At 68.8% G+C, this 17,513-nt stretch carries 15 protein-coding genes; 7 read left to right on the top strand and 8 right to left on the bottom strand.

Annotated features, from left to right (window positions below):
* Window positions 1-139: 139 nt before the first annotated feature.
* The 5 genes from H613_RS24300 (at window position 140) to H613_RS0104190 (ending at window position 8,068) form a co-directional block, all read left to right on the top strand.
* Window positions 140-499 carry an STAS domain-containing protein gene (locus tag H613_RS24300; protein ID WP_051392919.1) on the top strand — a complete coding sequence of 120 codons (360 nt, stop codon included), beginning with the start codon at window positions 140-142 and terminating at the stop codon, window positions 497-499.
* Window positions 500-883: 384 nt separating this feature from the next.
* Window positions 884-4,609 carry a multifunctional oxoglutarate decarboxylase/oxoglutarate dehydrogenase thiamine pyrophosphate-binding subunit/dihydrolipoyllysine-residue succinyltransferase subunit gene (locus H613_RS0104205; protein WP_026922825.1) on the top strand — a complete coding sequence of 1,242 codons (3,726 nt, stop codon included), beginning with the start codon at window positions 884-886 and terminating at the stop codon, window positions 4,607-4,609.
* A 280-nt stretch (window positions 4,610-4,889) separates the two neighbouring features.
* Window positions 4,890-6,212, top strand: a complete 1,323-nt coding sequence (locus H613_RS0104200) for an extracellular solute-binding protein (RefSeq protein WP_035735984.1) — start codon at window positions 4,890-4,892, stop codon at window positions 6,210-6,212.
* A gap of 22 nt (window positions 6,213-6,234) precedes the next feature.
* Window positions 6,235-7,176 carry a carbohydrate ABC transporter permease gene (locus H613_RS24295; RefSeq protein ID WP_084546327.1) on the top strand — a complete coding sequence of 314 codons (942 nt, stop codon included), beginning with the start codon at window positions 6,235-6,237 and terminating at the stop codon, window positions 7,174-7,176.
* A 1-nt stretch (window position 7,177) separates the two neighbouring features.
* Complete coding sequence (locus H613_RS0104190) at window positions 7,178-8,068, top strand: carbohydrate ABC transporter permease (RefSeq protein WP_026922823.1); 891 nt, start codon at window positions 7,178-7,180, stop codon at window positions 8,066-8,068.
* A gap of 117 nt (window positions 8,069-8,185) precedes the next feature.
* On the opposite strand, the gene H613_RS0104185 is transcribed toward H613_RS0104190, so the two are convergent.
* Window positions 8,186-8,671, bottom strand: coding sequence for a hypothetical protein (locus H613_RS0104185; protein ID WP_156925811.1), 486 nt, complete (start codon window positions 8,669-8,671; stop codon window positions 8,186-8,188).
* 151 nt (window positions 8,672-8,822) lie between these two features.
* Window positions 8,823-9,785, bottom strand: coding sequence for a zinc-binding dehydrogenase (locus H613_RS0104180; RefSeq protein ID WP_026922821.1), 963 nt, complete (start codon window positions 9,783-9,785; stop codon window positions 8,823-8,825).
* Window positions 9,786-9,976: 191 nt separating this feature from the next.
* Between H613_RS0104180 and sodN the strand changes: the two genes are divergently transcribed.
* Together sodN and H613_RS24290 are read left to right on the top strand one after the other, a co-directional pair.
* Window positions 9,977-10,387 (top strand): superoxide dismutase, Ni, encoded by a 411-nt coding sequence (sodN, locus tag H613_RS0104175; protein WP_035697133.1) that lies wholly within the window; start codon window positions 9,977-9,979, stop codon window positions 10,385-10,387.
* 265 nt (window positions 10,388-10,652) lie between these two features.
* Window positions 10,653-11,096: an ATP-binding protein gene (locus H613_RS24290; RefSeq protein ID WP_156925810.1), complete on the top strand. Its 444-nt coding sequence runs from the start codon at window positions 10,653-10,655 to the stop codon at window positions 11,094-11,096.
* Between the two features lie 290 nt (window positions 11,097-11,386).
* On the opposite strand, the gene H613_RS0104165 is transcribed toward H613_RS24290, so the two are convergent.
* The 6 genes from H613_RS0104165 to H613_RS0104145 all read right to left on the bottom strand — a co-directional run bounded on the left by H613_RS0104165 (window position 11,387) and on the right by H613_RS0104145 (window position 17,193).
* Complete coding sequence (locus H613_RS0104165) at window positions 11,387-11,653, bottom strand: WhiB family transcriptional regulator (RefSeq protein ID WP_026922819.1); 267 nt, start codon at window positions 11,651-11,653, stop codon at window positions 11,387-11,389.
* An 828-nt stretch (window positions 11,654-12,481) separates the two neighbouring features.
* A complete protein-coding gene (locus H613_RS0104160; protein WP_035735981.1) occupies window positions 12,482-13,438 on the bottom strand; it encodes a diacylglycerol/lipid kinase family protein in 957 nt (318 codons plus the stop codon).
* 473 nt (window positions 13,439-13,911) lie between these two features.
* Window positions 13,912-14,586 (bottom strand): sirohydrochlorin chelatase, encoded by a 675-nt coding sequence (locus tag H613_RS0104155; protein ID WP_026922817.1) that lies wholly within the window; start codon window positions 14,584-14,586, stop codon window positions 13,912-13,914.
* Complete coding sequence (locus tag H613_RS0104150; RefSeq protein WP_026922816.1) at window positions 14,579-15,286, bottom strand: phosphoadenylyl-sulfate reductase; 708 nt, start codon at window positions 15,284-15,286, stop codon at window positions 14,579-14,581. Before H613_RS0104150 ends, H613_RS0104155 begins: the two co-directional genes overlap by 8 nt.
* 3 nt (window positions 15,287-15,289) lie before the next feature.
* Complete coding sequence (locus tag H613_RS29820; RefSeq protein WP_084546326.1) at window positions 15,290-15,535, bottom strand: hypothetical protein; 246 nt, start codon at window positions 15,533-15,535, stop codon at window positions 15,290-15,292.
* Window positions 15,532-17,193 carry a nitrite/sulfite reductase gene (locus H613_RS0104145; RefSeq protein ID WP_281171168.1) on the bottom strand — a complete coding sequence of 554 codons (1,662 nt, stop codon included), beginning with the start codon at window positions 17,191-17,193 and terminating at the stop codon, window positions 15,532-15,534. Before H613_RS0104145 ends, H613_RS29820 begins: the two co-directional genes overlap by 4 nt.
* Window positions 17,194-17,513 lie beyond the last annotated feature (320 nt).

Raw genomic sequence — 17,513 nt, 5'->3', positions numbered from 1 at the left:
AACGGTCACCTCCGCGCTTTCGCGGGTTGGCGGCGTGCGCGCCCTGTTTTCGGTCGCCGTAGTCGGATAGACTTTGTCTCGCAGCCGAGTACGGCAGGTGCTCGGGCCGTGACGCCCTACCAGTCTGTTAGGTGAGTTCATGACGCTGTCAATCGAGACCGGCACGACCGAGAACGGGATCGTCACCGTCGAGTTGGCCGGCGAGGTCGACTACGCGACGGCTCCGCAGATCCGCGAGACCATCACCAACGCCCTCGAGGCCGGCGGTGCCACCGCCATCCGCGTGGACGTCGCCAAGGTGACGGTGCTGGACTCGACGGGTATCGGCACGATCGTGGTGGCCTATCGCATCGCCCGCGAGATGGGCGTCGAGCTGGCCGTGGTCAACCCGAACCGGTTCATCACCCGCCTGTTCACCGTGGTCGGGGCCGAGGAACTGCTCGAAGAGCCGACGGAGACCTTCTCCGCGCAGGAGCGCAGCGCGACCCACACCGCCTAGGGAGGCCGTTCGGGCGGGCGAGGCCCGCCGATGCTCTCACCGAGCGCGGCAAGCGCGCACCGAACGCATGGACCCGGTGACGCCGACCGGGCGGGTTCGATTCCGTCCGGTCCGTGAGACGGCCTGAGCGTCGCAGCCGAGGGCCCGACGGCGCAGCGGCGCCCGGATCGGGTGGCGGTCAACGGGGCGGCGGGGCGGATAGCGCCCGCCCGGCGCTCATGGAAAGGCCCGAGGGTGGGCCACGACGCACGGGATCGACCCGGTCGGGTGACCGGCCCCGCAACGGCCTTGCCGGTACTGCACATTCCACGCCCCACGGTTACCCTTGACCGGGGGCTACTGCCTCCATCCACGCAGCGTCTGCAAAGAAGAGGCGATTAAGCTGTGTCGAGTTCGACTCAGGGCAGTCCGTTGACCGATTTCGGAGCCAATGAGTGGCTGGTCAACGAGATGTACGAGCGTTACCGCGAAAATCCCGACAGCGTCAGCGCCGGATGGCGCGAATTCTTCGGCGGCGACTCGGTGAGCGCCGCCGACGGCGAGGCCGGGGGGACCCCCGCGGCGGACGCGTCGGCGAAGGCGGCGACCGCGATCGAGGCCGAGACCACCGCGGCGGGCAAGCCCGCGGCGCAGGCGGAGAAGCCCAAGGTGGTGACCAAGCCGCCCGTCGAGGCGGCGACGAAGCCCGCAGCGCCCGCCCCCGAACCGTCCCAGAAGGCGAACCCCACCGTGAACGAGTCCGACTCCGCCGAGGCCGTCGAGGCGAAACCGCTCAAGGGCGTGGCGGCCAAGGTCGCCCAGAACATGGAGGCGTCGCTGGAGATCCCGACGGCGACCTCCGTACGGGCCGTGCCCGCGAAGCTCCTGTTCGACAACCGCGTGGTCATCAACAACCACCTCAAGCGCAGCCAGGGCGGCAAGGTCTCCTTCACGCACCTCATCGGCTACGCCCTGGTGCAGGCGATCAAGGCCCACCCGAGCATGAACGCCTCGTACAAGCTCGTCGACGGCAAGCCGCAGCTGGTCGCCCCCGAGCACGTCAACCTCGGGCTGGCGATCGACCTCGCGAAGCCGGACGGCTCGCGCACCTTGGTGGTGCCCTCGATCAAGCACACCGAGTCGATGGACTTCCGGGAGTTCTGGCACGCCTACGAGGACCTCGTCCGCAAGGCGCGCACCGGGAAGCTCACGATGGAGGACCACGCTGGGGCGACGCTGACGCTGACCAACCCCGGCGGCATCGGCACCGTCCACTCCGTGCCGCGGCTGATGAAGGGCCAGGGCCTCATCGTCGGCGTCGGCGCGATGGAGGTGCCCGCCGAGTTCGCCGGGGCCTCGGACGAGACCCTCGCCGACCTGGGCGTCTCGAAGATCATGACGGTCACCTCGACGTACGACCACCGCATCATCCAGGGCGCGGAGTCCGGCGAGTTCCTGGCGACGCTGCACCGGCTGCTGCTCGGCGGCGAGTTCTTCGACTCGGTCTTCCGCAGCCTGCTCATCCCCTACGAGCCGGTGCGCTGGGTCAGGGACGTCGCGAAGACCCACGAGGGCCAGATCGACAAGAACGCCCGCGTCATCGAGCTGATCCACGCCTACCGGGTGCGCGGCCACCTCATGGCCGACACGAACCCGCTGCACTACGAGATCCGCCACCACCCCGACCTCGACGTCCTCTCGCACGGCCTGACGCTGTGGGACCTGGACCGGACGTTCCCGGTCGGCGGCTTCGCGGGTCAGCAGCGCATGCGCCTGCGCGACATCCTCGGGGTGCTGCGCGACTCGTACTGCCGCCGCATGGGCGTGGAGTACATGCACATCCAGGACCCGGAGGAGCGGGAGTGGCTCCAGCGGCGCATCGAGGTGCCGTTCGCGAAGCCGAAGGTCGAGGCGCAGAAGCACATCCTCGGGCGCCTGAACGCCGCCGAGGCGTTCGAGACGTTCCTGCAGACCAAGTTCGTGGGGCAGAAGCGCTTCAGCCTCGAAGGCGGCGAGTCGCTCATCCCGCTGCTGGACCAGGTGCTGCACTCGGCGGCCGACGCCGAGCTCGACGAGGTCGTCATCGGCATGCCGCACCGCGGGCGCCTGAACGTGCTGGCCAACATCGTCGGCAAGAAGCTCTCGAAGATCTTCACCGAGTTCGAGGGGCACATCGACCCCAAGACCATCGGCGGCTCCGGCGACGTCAAGTACCACCTGGGCATGACCGGGCAGTTCACCACGCCGGACGGCAAGGGCGAGACGGTCGTGTCGGTGACGGCGAACCCGTCGCACCTCGAAGCGGTCAATCCGGTGCTGGAGGGCATCGTCCGGGCCAAGCAGGACCGGCTGAACCTCGGCGAGGACGGCTTCACGGTCCTGCCGGTGGCGATCCACGGCGACGCCGCGTTCGCGGGCCAGGGCGTGGTGGCCGAGACGCTGAACCTGTCGCAGCTGCGCGGCTACCGCACCGGCGGCACCGTGCACGTGGTGGTCAACAACCAGGTCGGCTTCACCACGGCTCCGGCCTACTCGCGTTCGAGCCTGTACTGCACGGACGTGGCCCGTATGATCCAGGCGCCGATCTTCCACGTCAACGGCGACGACCCCGAGGCGGTCTGCGAGGTCGCGAAGCTGGCCTTCGCCTACCGGCAGCAGTTCCGCAAGGACGTCGTCATCGACATGGTGTGCTACCGCAGGCGCGGGCACAACGAGGGCGACGACCCGAAGATGACCAACCCGCAGATGTACCAGGTGATCGACGCCAAGCAGTCGGTCCGCAAGCTCTACACGCGGGCGCTGATCGGGCGCGGCGACATCACCATGGAGGACGCCGAGGAGGCCCTCGCCGACTACCAGTCGCAGCTGGAGCGGGTCTTCCGCGAGACGAAGGAGGCCCTGGCGGGGCAGACGGGGCCGATGCCGTGGCGCCACCAGCCCGAGCCGGTGGCCGACATCGACACCTCGGTGGACGCCGAGACGATCGCGATGATCGGCAAGGCCCACACCACGCTCCCGGAGGGCTTCCGGCCGCACAAGGCGGTCCGCAGGGTCCTGGAGAAGCGCAGCGAGATGTCGACGTCGGGCAACATCGACTGGGCGTTCGCCGAGACGCTCGCGTTCGGGTCGCTGCTGATGCAGAACAAGGCGATCCGCCTGGCGGGGCAGGACTCGCGGCGCGGGACGTTCGTGCAGCGCCACGCCGTCGTCATCGACCAGGACTCGGGCGAGGAGTACACGCCGCTGGCCCACCTGGGGCAGCACACCGAGCGGTTCTTCGTCTACGACTCGCTGCTCTCGGAGTTCGCCGCCATGGGCTTCGAGTACGGCTACTCGGTGGAGAACCCGGGGATGCTCGTGGCGTGGGAGGCGCAGTTCGGGGACTTCGCCGACGGCGCCCAGACGATCGTCGACGAGTTCATCTCCTCGGGCGAGGCCAAGTGGGGCCAGCACTCCAGTCTGGCGCTGCTGCTGCCGCACGGCCACGAGGGCGCGGGCCCCGACCACACCTCGGGCCGCATCGAGCGGTTCCTGCAGCTGTGCGCGGACGAGAACATGCGCATCGTGAACTCCACGAGCCCGGCGAACTACTTCCACCTGCTGCGGCGCCAGGCGCTGGATCCGGTGAAGAAGCCGCTGGTCGTGTTCACGCCGAAGTCGCTGCTGCGGCACAAGGCGGCCGTGAGCCAGCTCGACGAGTTCACCAGCGGCCGGTTCCAGCCGGTCATGCCGGACCCGGCGATCGCCTCGGGGCAGATCCGCGCCGAGGACGTGCGCAAGGTGCTGCTGTGCTCGGGCAAGGTGTACTACGACCTGGCCGCGGCGCGGGACCAGCGGGGCGTCACCGACATCGCGATCCTGCGGGTCGAGCAGCTCTACCCGCTGCCGGCCGAGGAGCTGCGCGCGGCGCTGGGCGCGTTCGGGGCCGCCGAGGACATCGCGTGGGTGCAGGAGGAGCCGGCGAACCAGGGCGCCTGGTCGCACATCGCGCTCAACCTGCTCGAGGAGCTCGGCGGGGTGCACCTGCGGCGCATCTCGCGTCCGGCGGCCGCGGCGCCCTCGACGGGCTCGCCGAAGGTCCACGAGGTCGAGCAGCAGGCGCTCATCGACGTGGCCGTGCCGCGTCCGTAGGGGCGCGGCCCGCGCTGAGGAGCGCGACGCCGGATACGCCGCCTGCGGGCGGACGGTTCGGGCGCGCCTGAGGAGCGCGCTTCAGCATCGAAGGGGGAGGCCGTACGGCCTCCCCCTTTTTCTCGTGCATCACTTTCGCACCATGCGAATCAATCGAATCATGGATTGACAACTATAAGCGCGGACTCTCTTGACGGCTCGCGCGTTAGCGATAACAATGTTGTCATGGTCACGCGAGTAGCGCGGCCGCGACATCACATCACATTGGAGTGACACATCGATGATGAACAATCCCTCACCCCCGGGAGTCCTCCCCCGGCGGACACTCCTCGCGGGCTCGGCAGCGCTCGCGGGCCTGGGCCTGGCCGGCTGCGGCGCGGCCTCGGAAGCCTTCGGCGGCAAGACCACCGTGAAGCAGTGGAACCTCCTGGCCGGCTCCGACGGCGCGGTCATGACCGCGATGCACGAGGAGTTCACGGCCGAGACCGGCATCGACCTCCAGGCCACCACCTTCGCCTGGGGCACGCCGTTCTACACGAAGCTGGTCATGGGCGCCTCGGGCGGCAACGCCGCCGACGTCGCCACCGCCCACCTCTCACGGCTCGAAAGCCTCTCGCCGTGGACCCTGATGGAGCCCTACGGGCTCGACGAGATCGCCGAGTTCGGCCTCAAACCCGAGGACTTCCCCGCCGACGTCTGGGAGAAGTGCTTCTCCCACGACGAGCTCTACGCGCTGCCGCTCGACACCCACGCGCTGATCAACTTCTACAACCGCACCGTCTGCGAGCAGGCGGGCGTCCTCAATCCCGACCGGACGCTCCTGGAGACCCACGGCGTCGAGGAGTATTTCGACCTGCTGCGGGCCGTCAAGGAGGTCACCGGCGAATACGGCACCTCCCTGGACACCAACGCCGGCTGGCGCCAGTTCTGGGCCTGGTACCGCCAGCAGGACGGCGAGTGGATCTTCCACGAGGACGGCTACGAGCTCGACGACGACAAGGCGCTGGCGGCCATCGACGTCATGTACCGCATGGCCGACGAGGGCCTGTGCCCGCGCATCGCCGACGGCGCGCAGTGCGCGGCCAACTTCGAGAACGGCTCCGGCGGGCTCGTCCAGGTGGGGAACTGGGAGGTCACCCGCTTCCGGGCCTTCAACGAGGCGCAGGGCCTCGACTTCTCGGCCACCGAGATGCCCGACTTCTTCGGCAACCGCCGCACGCAGGGCGACAGCCACTCCTTCGTGCTGCCCCGCCACAACACCTGGTCCGCCGAGAGCCGGGCCGCCACCATCCAGTACGCCGCCTGGATGATCAAGCACAGCCTCGAATGGGGGGCCGGAGGCGGCCACACCCCGGCCTACCTGCCGGTGACGCAGAGCCAGGAGTACCAGGAGCTCGAGCCGAACGCCGAGTACTCCGGCGTGGTCGACAACGTCCAGTTCGACCCGGCGGTCTGGTTCTCCGGATCGGCGGCGCGGCTGGCCAATGAGGTCTCCCTGGTCCTCGCCGGCGTCTACGGCGGCCGCACCACCCCCGAGCAGGCGCTCGAAGACATCAAGGGGCGGACGCAGACGCTGGTCGAACTCCCCAACCCGATCGATTGAAACGATTTAAGGGACCTCTCCGATGACTACTGACATCAAGGCGCCCGACCAGGCGCCCACGGCGGAGCAGCCGCCGTCCCGCACAACGGCCCGCGCGCCGAAACGCCGCTCCTGGACCGGACTCTGGTTCGTCCTGCCGTTCACCGCCGTCTACGCGGTCTTCCTGCTGTGGCCGATGGTGCTCGGCCTCTACTACTCCTTCACCGACAAGAGCCTCACCGGCCGCCCCGTCTCCTGGATCGGCCTGGCGAACTGGGCCGAGGCCTTCGCCGACGAGAAGGCCTGGGACTCGCTGTGGAACACGGCGTGGTTCACCATCCTCAGCACCCCGCCGCTGGTGATCCTCGGCCTCGTGTTCGCCCTCCTGGCGCACCGCGCCCGCAAGATGGGCTGGTTCCTGCGCCTGTCGTTCTTCGCGCCGTTCGTCATCCCCGTGTCCGTCGTGACCATGATCTGGGTCTGGATGTACCAGCCCGACGGCGGCCTGATCAACCACTACCTCGCCGAATGGGGCCTGGGCGGCGACCGCCTGTGGATCTTCCAGGAGGACGCGATGGGCTCGGTCGTCATCACCACGGTGTGGTGGACGATGGGCTTCAACTTCCTGCTGTACCTGGCCGCGCTCCAGACCATCCCGCCCGAGGTCTACGAGGCGGCCGACATCGACGGCGCGAACTGGCTCCAGAAGCTGTGGAGCATCACGCTCCCGCTGCTCAGGCGGACCACCGTGCTGGTGATCGTGCTCCAGATGATCGCCTCGCTGCGGATCTTCGACCAGTACTACCTCATGGCCGGCGGCGGCATGAACCTCTCGCCGGAGAACGTCTTCATCCAGTACATGTACAACTCCGGCTTCGTGGGGTTCCGGGTCGGCTACGCCTCGGCCCTGTCGTACATCCTGTTCGTCTTCATCCTCCTCATCGCCTTCGTCCAACTCCGACTGCTGTCGAGAAAGGAGGACTGACGTGACCACCGTGCAGGAGAGGCCGCCGGCCTCCGAGAGCAAGCCCCGCACCATCGCCAGGAAGCGCGGGCGGATCACCGCCGGGGGCGCCCTGGTCTACTTCGCCGCCTTCTTCCTGGCCCTGCTGTGGCTCGTGCCGTTCCTGTGGGCCCTGTCGACCTCGTTCAAGGCCGAGACCGAGGCCAGCCTCGGCCAGCCGATCCACTGGCTGCCCCAGGACTGGTCCCTGGAGGGCTACCGGGTCCTGTTCGAACGCGGCGACCACGTCACGTGGATGCTCAACTCCACCGTGGTCTCCACGATCGTCACCGTCCTGACCCTGGCGCTGTGCGTCCTGGCCGCCTACGGCTTCTCGCGCCTGGACTTCCCGGGCAAGAAGGTCGTCTACGGCGTGATCGTGGCCGGGATCATGATCCCGCCGCAGGCCCTGATCATCCCGCTGTTCGACGTCGTCAGCGACCTGAAGATGGTCGACACCTACTGGGGCCTGGCGCTGCCGCAGGTCGTCGCGCCGGTGATGATCTTCATCCTCAAGCGCTTCTTCGACGCCATCCCGCGCGACTACGAGGAGGCCGCCACGCTCGACGGCGCGAACCACCTGCGCATCCTGTGGAGCGTCATCCTGCCGCTGTCCGGCCCCATCCTGGCCGCCGTCGGCATCTTCACCTTCATCGGCTCGTGGAACAACTTCCTGTGGCCGCTGCTGGTCGGCAACGATCCCTCGATCATGACCCTGCCCGTCGGGCTCGGCGTCGTGGCCGGGGGCTACGGCCTGCTCTACGCCCAGAACATGGCCGCCGCCGTCCTCGGCGCGCTGCCGCTGCTCATCGTGTTCATGCTGTTCCAGAAGCAGATCGTCAAGGGCGTCGCGGGCGTCGGCCTCAGCCGCTGACACCGACCGACGCTGTCGCGCCGGTGCGGGAGCGGGGCGTCCCGCTTCCGCACCGGCCGCAGCGTCCAGTGCCGCCGAACCGCGCCGCGCCTCCGTCCGCTCCGCCTCCGCACCGGCTCACAGCTCGCCGAGCCGCTCGAAGCACGAGACCGGACTCCAGCCCAGAGTGGTCCCCGAGCGGACCCTGATCCACTCGTGCTCCCACGACAGGCCCGAGCATCCGATCGTGTCGCCGCCGTCGTAGGCGAAGCAGGAGCCGGAGAGCTCGTCGCCCTCGTCCATGCGCGCCAGGAGCCCCGCGCTCATCTGCCGGTCGGTGAAGATCGAGACCCCGAAGGTCGCGTGGACCTCGTAGTGGCACTGCATCGCCTGCTCGCGGGCCCGCTCGACGGGCAGCACCGCCGGGATCACCTCGATGAGGTGCGGCTGGTACACGTCGGCCTCCGATCCGGGCGGTTCGGAGGCGGCGCCTTCGCCGTGCCCGATCACCGCCACGGTCAGGACCACGATCGCCGCCGCTATCGCGAGCCTGGCCACGGCCCGCTTCACGGCCGACCACGCGCTGCGGGCGCCGAATCGCACCCCGTCTCTGCACCGTCCCATGGCCCTCCCCCTCCGGACGCCTCGGACCTCGGCGCTCACGGCCGTGAGCCCGACTCATCTCCAGAGTGCGGGCCCGCGGTCCGGCCGGCGGGGAAACGGGCGACAAAGTGCGGGCCGGCGAGGGGAATCGGCGGCGATTCCGTCGTCCTGCTTACGACGCTGTGACCACGACCTTGCCGAAGGCCTCCCCCGAGGCCAGGCGCCGCAGCGCCGCCTCGACGTCGGCCAGCTCGTGGCTCGAGTCGATGACCGGCCGTATGTCGTGTTCCTCGCAGAACGCGATGAGTTCGGCCAGCTCGTCCCTGGTGCCCATGGTCGAGCCGATGATCTCCAGTTGCCTGAAGAACACGTGCCGCAGGTCGCCCTTCGGCACATGGCCGCCGGTGGTGCCGCAGATGACCAGGCGTCCGCCGGGCTTGAGGGACCGGATCGAGTGCTCCATGACCGGCTCGCCGACCGAGTCGACCACGACGTCGACGCGCTCGGGCAGGCGCGCGCCCGCCTCGACGGCCTCGGCGCCGAGCGCGGCGGCCTTCTCGCGGCGGTCGGCGGCCCGGCCGGTGGCGTAGACGCGGGCGCCCAGGGCCTTCGCCAGCACGATCGCGGCGGTGGCGACGCCGCCGCCGGTGCCTTGGACGAGGACCGCGCCGCCTTCGGGGAGGCGGCCGCGGGTGGTGAGCATCCGCCAGGCGGTCAGGTAGGCGGTGGGCAGGCAGGCGGCCTCGGCGGCGCTCCAGCCCTTCGGCTTGGGCAGGAGGTTGCGGGCCGGGACGGCGACGGTTTGCGCGAGCGTGCCGGGGTAGTACTCCGACAGGAGGGTGCGCTTCGGGTCGAGGGTCTCGTCGTCGAGGGAGGGATCGGCGATGACGGGGTAGACGACGACCTCCTCGCCGTCGGCGGTGGTGCCGACGGCGTCGGTGCCGAGGATCATCGGGCACTGGTCGGCGCGGAGACCGACCCCGGCGAGCGACCACAGTTCGTGGTGGTTGACCGAGGCGGCGGTGAGCGAGATCCTCGCCCAGTCCTCGGGGACCTCGGGCGGGTCCGTCTCGCCCACGGTGAGCGCCGAGAATGGATCGTCTGGATTCACGTTGCGGGCGTAAGCGGCGAGCATCGGGTATCGACCTCCGTCTTGGCGGATCCGGCCTGCCGCAACGCGGCTCGGGCCGGTGAACACGCTGTCCATCATGGTTGTCAGAGTGGTTGGTGTTGCGTCTCTAACTGTAGGGGTACCCACGGAATGGGCCCTGCGAGAGGTAGGGTCGGCGTTGGAATCACACCCACTGGAAAGAAGCTGGAGGGGCAATGTTGAAGCCTCTGTTCAAGCGGCTGCTGCCGCAGATCTCGGCTTCGGCTCACTGCGACCTGCCGTGCGGGGTCTACGACCCGGCCCAGGCGCGCATTGAAGCGGAGTCGGTCAAGGCGATCTGCGAGAAGTACCAGGCAAGCGATGACCCTGAATTCCGCACTCGCGCACTCATCATCAAAGAGCAGCGCGCCCAGCTGGTGAAGGAACACCTCTGGGTGCTGTGGACGGACTACTTCAAGCCGCCGCACTTCGAGAAGTACCCGCAGCTGCACACGCTGGTCAACGAGGCGACGAAGCTCGCCGGCGGTGGCGGCGGCTCCAAGGCGAGCACCGACCCGAAGGTGGCCGAGGAGCTCCTGGCGAAGATCGACCAGATCGCCGAGATCTTCTGGGAGACCAAGAAGTAGGGCGCCCACCGGTTCACCGCCAGCGCGCGTCGGCGACGCGCGCTCGCGAAACGGTGGACCGCCGGGTCCCATCCGACACGACGGAGCGCCCGTCCGGCCTGGACATCACCAGCGCGGACGGGCGCTCCGTCGTGTGCGGCGATGACGGCGGCCGGAAGGGGCCAATCGGACGGGGCGGTCCCCGTTCGTGGGACGCTCCCACTATTCTTTGCACCTGGAGGCGGATCAAGCGGTCTGCACAACGTCACAGGGAGCGGCTATGCCGGTGAGCGAAGAACGCGAGGACGTGCTGCTGCTCGATGTCCCGACGGCGGGCGACTACCTCTCGGTGCTGCCCACCGCCACCGCCGCGGTGGCGACCCGCCTCGGCTTCTCGCTCGACGCGATCGAGGACCTTCGAGCGGCGGTCAATGCCGCCGTGACCCTGCTGCTGCCCGAGTCGGGCCGCGGGCGGGCGCCGCGCAGGCGCGCGGGCGAGGACTCGCTGCACTGCCGTCTGGAGGTGCGCGATGAGGTCCTCCAGATCGTGCTCAGCCGCCCGAAGGGCGATCCGCTCCCCGAACAGGGCAACTACCAGTGGCAGGTGCTCAGGGCGCTGACCGACGAGGTGGAATCGGACATCGAGGGCGCGCTGTCGACGATCAGGATCCGCCAGCGGCGCCCGTCCTCGGAGACGGACGCCGAGACGGAGGCCTACCGCATCCGCTGAACCCGCGAACGGCGCCGTGTCCTTCCCGGCCCCGGCCGCTTCCTGCTCGCACCGCGCCACCGAAGCCCCGCCGACCTGATCGCCGGGTTCGCGACGTCTCGGGCGATATGCGTCACGCTCTCGGAGCGGCAATGCGGACCATTGCAATGACCGTTCGAGCGGCATTCGGGGTGCGCATTGCTCCCCGGACAGCTTGAAGGCCCGGCTCATGGCCGGGCCTGTCAAGCTTTTCCGTGTTCAATTCGAGGGATGGTCTGGCTTCAAGGGACTGCGAGCCGGGCGGCCCGGTGCTAGCCGGCGGCCGCCTGGGCGACCAGCGGGCGCAGGGCCCCCGAGCGGCGCTTGAGCTCGCGGCGCTCCAGCTCGCTCATTCCACCCCATACGCCGGCGTCCTGACCGGTCTCGAGCGCCCACCGCAGGCACTCCTCGGTCACAGGGCAGCGCCGGCAGACGTTCTTGGCCTGCTCGATCTGCGTCAAAGCCGGGCCGGTGTCCCCGATCGGGAAGAACAGTTCGGGGTCCTCGTCACGGCAAATGGCCTCGTGGCGCCAATCCATCAAAACTTCTCCTTGCTGAACTCAAAGCGGTTGCTTACACGGTGTTATGAACAGTTTGCGGTTCGAGTGAAATGCGGCTCGATCGCCAACGCGCGCAATCTCGTCCTGCAATGCACTGAGGACGGTTGCACCCTCGCGCGCGATCGCGTCGACCCTTCGCGGTGAGTGCCGGGAACCCGACTGGGGAACCGTTGTCACCGCGAGTGCGCGGCTGCGCTCTTGGCATCAGCGTCATTGCCAACGCCTGGGCACAGGTGGAGAGCATCCGCCGTGCACTGGGTCGGCCGGTCGACAATCGACGGCCCGCACTTTGACCCGACTACCTTGTGAATACTTTCACAAGGATGGGATTTGTCAAGAGTTCGACTCCGGAAATCAGCTCGAAGTGAGTGAACTCACCGCGCTACCTCGACGAAGACTCAACACCGTGAGCCGTGAGTGGTCGAGTTCCACCTTCCGGACGCCGCCGGGATCCCTACCGCGGATCCGCGGGGCGGCTCCCATTGCGCCTCTCAGCTCTGGCGCGGCTTGCGGGCCTGGCCGTTGACTGGGGGGCGATGACAGCGAGTCGAACCGGTTTGACACACTGGTACTCAGACTGGACGGAATCATGGCCCGCAAGCGGCGCCAAGAGTGAGCACTCGGCAAAAAGCACTCGTCCGATGTCCGGTCAGAACGCACCGAAAACACAATATTCGTTTGTGAAGTCTCACGCTACCTTCCTCGGCGAAGCCCGCGAGCCATAAATTGGCCGGGTAAGGCGGCGAAATCAACCTTGCCCGCTCCGCGTCGACTTGTCAACACCCGCGCTCAGGTTTTCCCAAGTTGTTAGCAGGCCACCCGCAATGCTCCGGGAACCGAAGTCAATTCGAGTTCCGTTCGCTCTCCGAGATAGTCGCCGTCGAGCTGGAACGCCTGCGGGAGCGATGCGCGCAGACGAATCCAAGAGAGATCGTGATGCGTGATCGCGTGCTTACCGTCCGGACCTTCCCGGCCCACTAGGAGCGAGGCGGCGGTTCGGGCTGCAGCCGACAACCCAAGTTTACGCAGAACCAGGACGTCAAGTCCAGCATTAAAGGACGCCCGCGAGTTGAGATTCACCGGAAGGGTGCCGAGATAGGTCCACGGCGCGCAGTTCTGGACCACGACCATGCCGGTCGAGGAGTCGACCTCACCCGAGGACAACTCGACTTCCATCGACTCGCCTTCCACGCCATGCTCGTTCACCTCGGCCATGACGGCCCTGGCGTAATGCGCCCCGATGTTGCGGCCGTTGCGGCGGTACGACTCGACCCGCTTGATGACCGAGGCGTCCCAGCCGAGTCCGGCGCAGAAGGTGAACAATCGCTCCTCCTTCTCGTCGGCGACGCGCCCGAGGCTCACCGTCCGGGGGCGGCGGGTCCGCAGCGCCTCGACGATCTCCTTGACGGCCTTGCGGCGGTCCCAGGGCAGTCCCAGGGCCCTGGCGAAGACGTTGGTGGACCCGCCGGGGATGGGGACGAAGACGGGCGCCTCGGCGGCGGTGCGGCCGTCGGCGAGCAGGCCGTTCACGACCTCGTTGACCGTGCCGTCGCCACCGAGGCTCAAGACCACCTCGAAGCCCTCGTCGGCGCCGCGTCTGGCGAGTTCCTCGGCGTGGCCGCGCGAGTCGGTCTTCCGGACCGTCACCTCGAGCACTTCTTCGAGCTTCTTCACAACGCGTTTGAGCCGGCGTCGAGACGTGCTCGATGCCTTCGGATTCGCTATGACCAATCCACGCTGTGGCGCCGGTTGCAGGGCGTGCATAAGCGCAGCGTAGCCCGGGATACGGTTGATGTGTGAACGAATCCGACGCGGACATGGGCGCCGTCACCGAAACGCCGGGCGACGACTACCGGCCTTGGACTGCGGTCGCGGCCGCGGGACTGTTCTGGCTCCTCGCAACCGCACTGGTGGCGGCCGGTGCCTGGGGGATCGCGCAAGTGGTCACCGGCGGGGTCGACTCGGCAAGAGCGGCAATCGGGGTGTCGGTGGTCGCCTGGCTCCTGGCCGCGTACTACTGGCTCATCGGACGGCGGTTCCTTCAGAGTCGCAACGTGATCGCCCAAGCGGTGTTCCAGTCGCTGCTGTGGCTGCCGGTCGGGTACTACTTGCGGGAGGCCGCGCATCCGGCCATGGGGCTGGCCGCGTGGGGACTGGCCGCGGTGATGCTGGCCATGATTCTGGCGCCGCCGACGCGCCGGGCCGTCGGCTTCGGTGAGGGACGCCCGTTCGGCGGGTTAGACCTCAGTGATCCTGGCCGCTATGGAGGCGAGCAGTTCGGGTGCGACACCGAGCGGATCACCCACATGGACGACACCGGCCGAGCGGGCCGAGCCGACCGCCGCGTCGCAGAGCTTGCCCGGGGCGATGAAGTAGCAGACTGCGGCGATGCGTTCGCCGCCCGCGGCCCGGAGTTCGGCCACGGCTTCGGCGCCGCTGCGTCCGGGCCCGGACGCGAAACCCGCGCGGGCGGGGACGCCGAGGCGCCTGCCGGCCTCGGCGGCGACGGCCTCGACATGGGCGCGCCCGGCGTCGACGCGGGTGCCCGCCGCGAGGACGGCGAGGCCGTCGACGCCGCCCGGAAGACCGCGGAGGAGCGCCGCCGCCAGCGACTCGTCGCCGACGGGCCGGGCCACGTCCACCGTCAGGCCGGGGCGAGCCGCGGCGGCGCGCCCGGCGACCTCGGGCAGATCGGTCCGGGAGTGGTAGGCGTCGGTCAGCAGCAGCGGCAGCGCCACGGCCCGCGTGGCGCCCTCGTCGGCCAGAGCGCACAGGACGTCGACCGGGTGGGGGTCGTTGAACTCGAGGAAGCCGACGCGGGCGCCGGCGGCCTCGGCGATCGCGCGCACGGCCGCCGCCGATCGGGGATCGGGGCTGCCATGCGCGACCAGGACCACGGCCTGGTCAGACATGCAGTCCGCACTCGGTCTTGTCGAACGCGGCCCAACGGCCCGCCCGCGGGTCCTCCCCCGGGGCGGTGCGCCGCGTGCACGGCCAGCAGCCGACGGAGCGGTAGCCGTCCTTCAGCAGCGGGTTGACCGGGATGTCGTAGCGCTCGATGTAGGCGAGCTGGTCGGCCTCGGTCCACCTGGCGATCGGGGAGACCTTGACCTTCCTGCGGGTCACGTCGAAGTCGACGACGCGGGTGCTCGCCCGGGTCGGACCCTCGTCGCGCCGCAGGCCGGTGGCCCAGGCGTCGTAGTCGGCCAGCGCGGTGTTCAGCGGCAGCACCTTGCGCAGCGCGCAGCACTCGTCGGGGGCGCGCTCGAACAGCCTGGGTCCGAACTCGCCGTCCTGGGACAGCACCGACTGGTCGGGCTGGATCGAGCGCACGTTGACGTCCATGGTCGAGGCCACGAAGTCGCGGACCTGGAGGGTCTCGGGGAAGTGCAGCCCGGTGTCGAGGAAGACCACGTCGATGCCGGGGGCGACTTTCGAGGCGAGGTGGACGACGGCGGCGTCGGCCATCGACGAGGTCACACAGAAGCGCTCGCCGAACTCGCCGACGGCCCATTCGAGAATGTCGGTCGCTGAGGCGTCTTCGAGCCGCTTGCCCGCGTCGGTGGCGAGGTCGCGGAGCTCAAAGGGGTCCCGGTTCGTCGTAACAGTCATGCTTTACTCCGGTTCGGGGTCGGGCGGCTGGTGGCCGCCTGGGTGGTGCGGGTCGGTCGCGGAGGGCGATGGCGGCGCTGCCATGGCCCGCGGTGCGGCCATTCCGCGGTATTCGAGCGTGAAGACGCGGGTGCAGCCCCGGCAGTGCCAGGCGCCGCTTACGACGTCTTCATCGCCCTCTGGTTCGTAAGGCCTGAGGTCTTCCTCGCCGCAGTAGGGGCACTGGTAGGGGACGACCCGGCCGCTCATTTCAGTTCCGCTTCTTCAGCTCGATTGGCCCAGTGCGCGAACGTCTCGCCTTCGGTCCTCCCTGCGAGGAAACGGCGGGTGATGCGCTCGATGTACTCGCCGAGGTCGGCGGAGGCCACCTTGAGGCCGCGGGGCTTGCGTCCCAGGGCCGCGTCGACGGCGTGCCCGCCGCCGAGGTGGACCTGGAAGCCCTCGACCTGGCGGCCGTCGACCATGACCAGCTGGCCCTTGAGGCCGATGTCACCGGTCTGGGTGCGGGCGCAGGCGTTGGGGCAGCCGTTGAAGTGGACCGAGATCGGCACGTCGAGTTCGGGGACGCGCTTCTCGAGCTCGGCGACGAGCTCCCGCGAGCGCTCCTTGGTGTCGACGATGGCCAGTTTGCAGAACTGGATGCCGGTGCAGGCCATGGTGGACTGGCGCCAGGGCGACGGGTTGGCGGTCAGCCCGATGCCGTCGAGGTCGGCCACGGCCTCGTCGACGCGGTCGGCGGGCACGTCGAGCAGCAGGAGCTTCTGCAGCGACGTGGTGCCGATGCGGTCGGAGCCGTACTTCTCGGCGATGTCGGCGAACTGCCCGAGGAGGGTGCCGCTGACGCGCCCGACGACCGGGGCGGTGCCGATGTAGTAGTTGCCGTCGCGCTGCTTGTGGACGCCGATGTGGTCGATGAGCTTCTCGGGCAGCGGCGGGGCGTCGAGGTCGGGGAGCTTGCGTCCGAGGTAGGCCTCGGACTCGAGGACCTCACGGAACTTCTCCACGCCCCAGTCCTGGACGAGGAACTTCAGGCGGGCGCGGTTGCGCATGCGCCGGTAGCCCCAGTCGCGGAAGATGCTCGTGACCCCGAGCCAGACGTCGACGATGTCCTCTTGCGCGACCCACACGCCGAGACGCTGGGCGAAGATCGGGTTGGTCGACAGGCCGCCGCCGACCCACAGGTCGAAGCCCGGCCCATGCTCGGGATGGTGGGCGCCGACCAGCGAGAAGTCGTTGGTCTCGTAAGGGTTGTCCGGCAGCCAGGAGATCGAGGTCTTGTACTTGCGCGGCAGGTTCGCCAGGCTCTTGTCGCCGATGTAGCGGTCGTGGAGCTCGCGGATCTGCTCGGTCGGGTCGATGACCTCGTCGGCCGAGACCCCCGCTACGGGAGAACCGATGATGACGCGCGGGCAGTCGCCGCAGGCCTCCTGGGTGTCCAGGCCGACCGCTTCGAGGCGGCGCCAGATCTCAGGGACGTCCTCGATGCGGACCCAGTGGAACTGGATGTTCTGGCGGTTGGTGAGGTCGGCGGTGTCGCGAGCGAACTCCTGGGAGATCCCGGCGATGACGCGCAGCTGCTCGGCGGTGAGCTGGCCGCCGTCGATGCGCACGCGCATCATGAAGTAGCGGTCTTCGAGCTCCTCGTCTTCGAGCATGGCGGTCCTGCCGCCCTCGATGCCGGGACGGCGCTGCGTGTACAGGCCCCACCAGCGGAAGCGGCCGCGCATGTCGGCCGGGTCGATCGAGTCGAAGCCGCCGTGTGCGTAGATGCCCTCGATGCGCTGCCGCACGTTGAGCGGGTGGTCGTCCTTTTTGGACTGCTCATTCTTGTTGAGCGGCTCCCGGTGGCCCATGGCCCATTGGCCCTGGCCTTTCGGGCGGCTGGGTTTGCGCGTTGAGGTTGGCACAGTACTCCTGAATGCAGACACGGGTGTGGCACGGTTCGACGGCGGAAAGCCGGAAGCGGTTTAAGCGCGCATCAGACAGGCGGCGCTGAACACACGGCAGAAGTCGACGTGGCGACGTGCCACCAGTCGGAGTCCGTGTGCGCGAGACATGCCTGCAAGCATGACATAGTTCCCGGCGAAGAGCACCCGCTGTCCCGGTTACTGGACACGGCGCGACGAACGGGCACCGGGCTTGTGTCCGAGGACACGCCGGTCGCGAGCACTGCGGACGCCGTGCAGTGGATAGAGAGCCGTCGATCTTGGCGTGGTGAGCTCAGCGA

Origin of the sequence: Glycomyces arizonensis DSM 44726 (assembly GCF_000482705.1) — a bacterium.
Classification (GTDB): Bacteria; Actinomycetota; Actinomycetes; order Mycobacteriales; family Micromonosporaceae; genus Glycomyces; species Glycomyces arizonensis.
The sequence above is the reverse complement of the archived record's forward strand: the minus strand, read 5'-3'. Positions and strand labels throughout refer to the sequence as shown.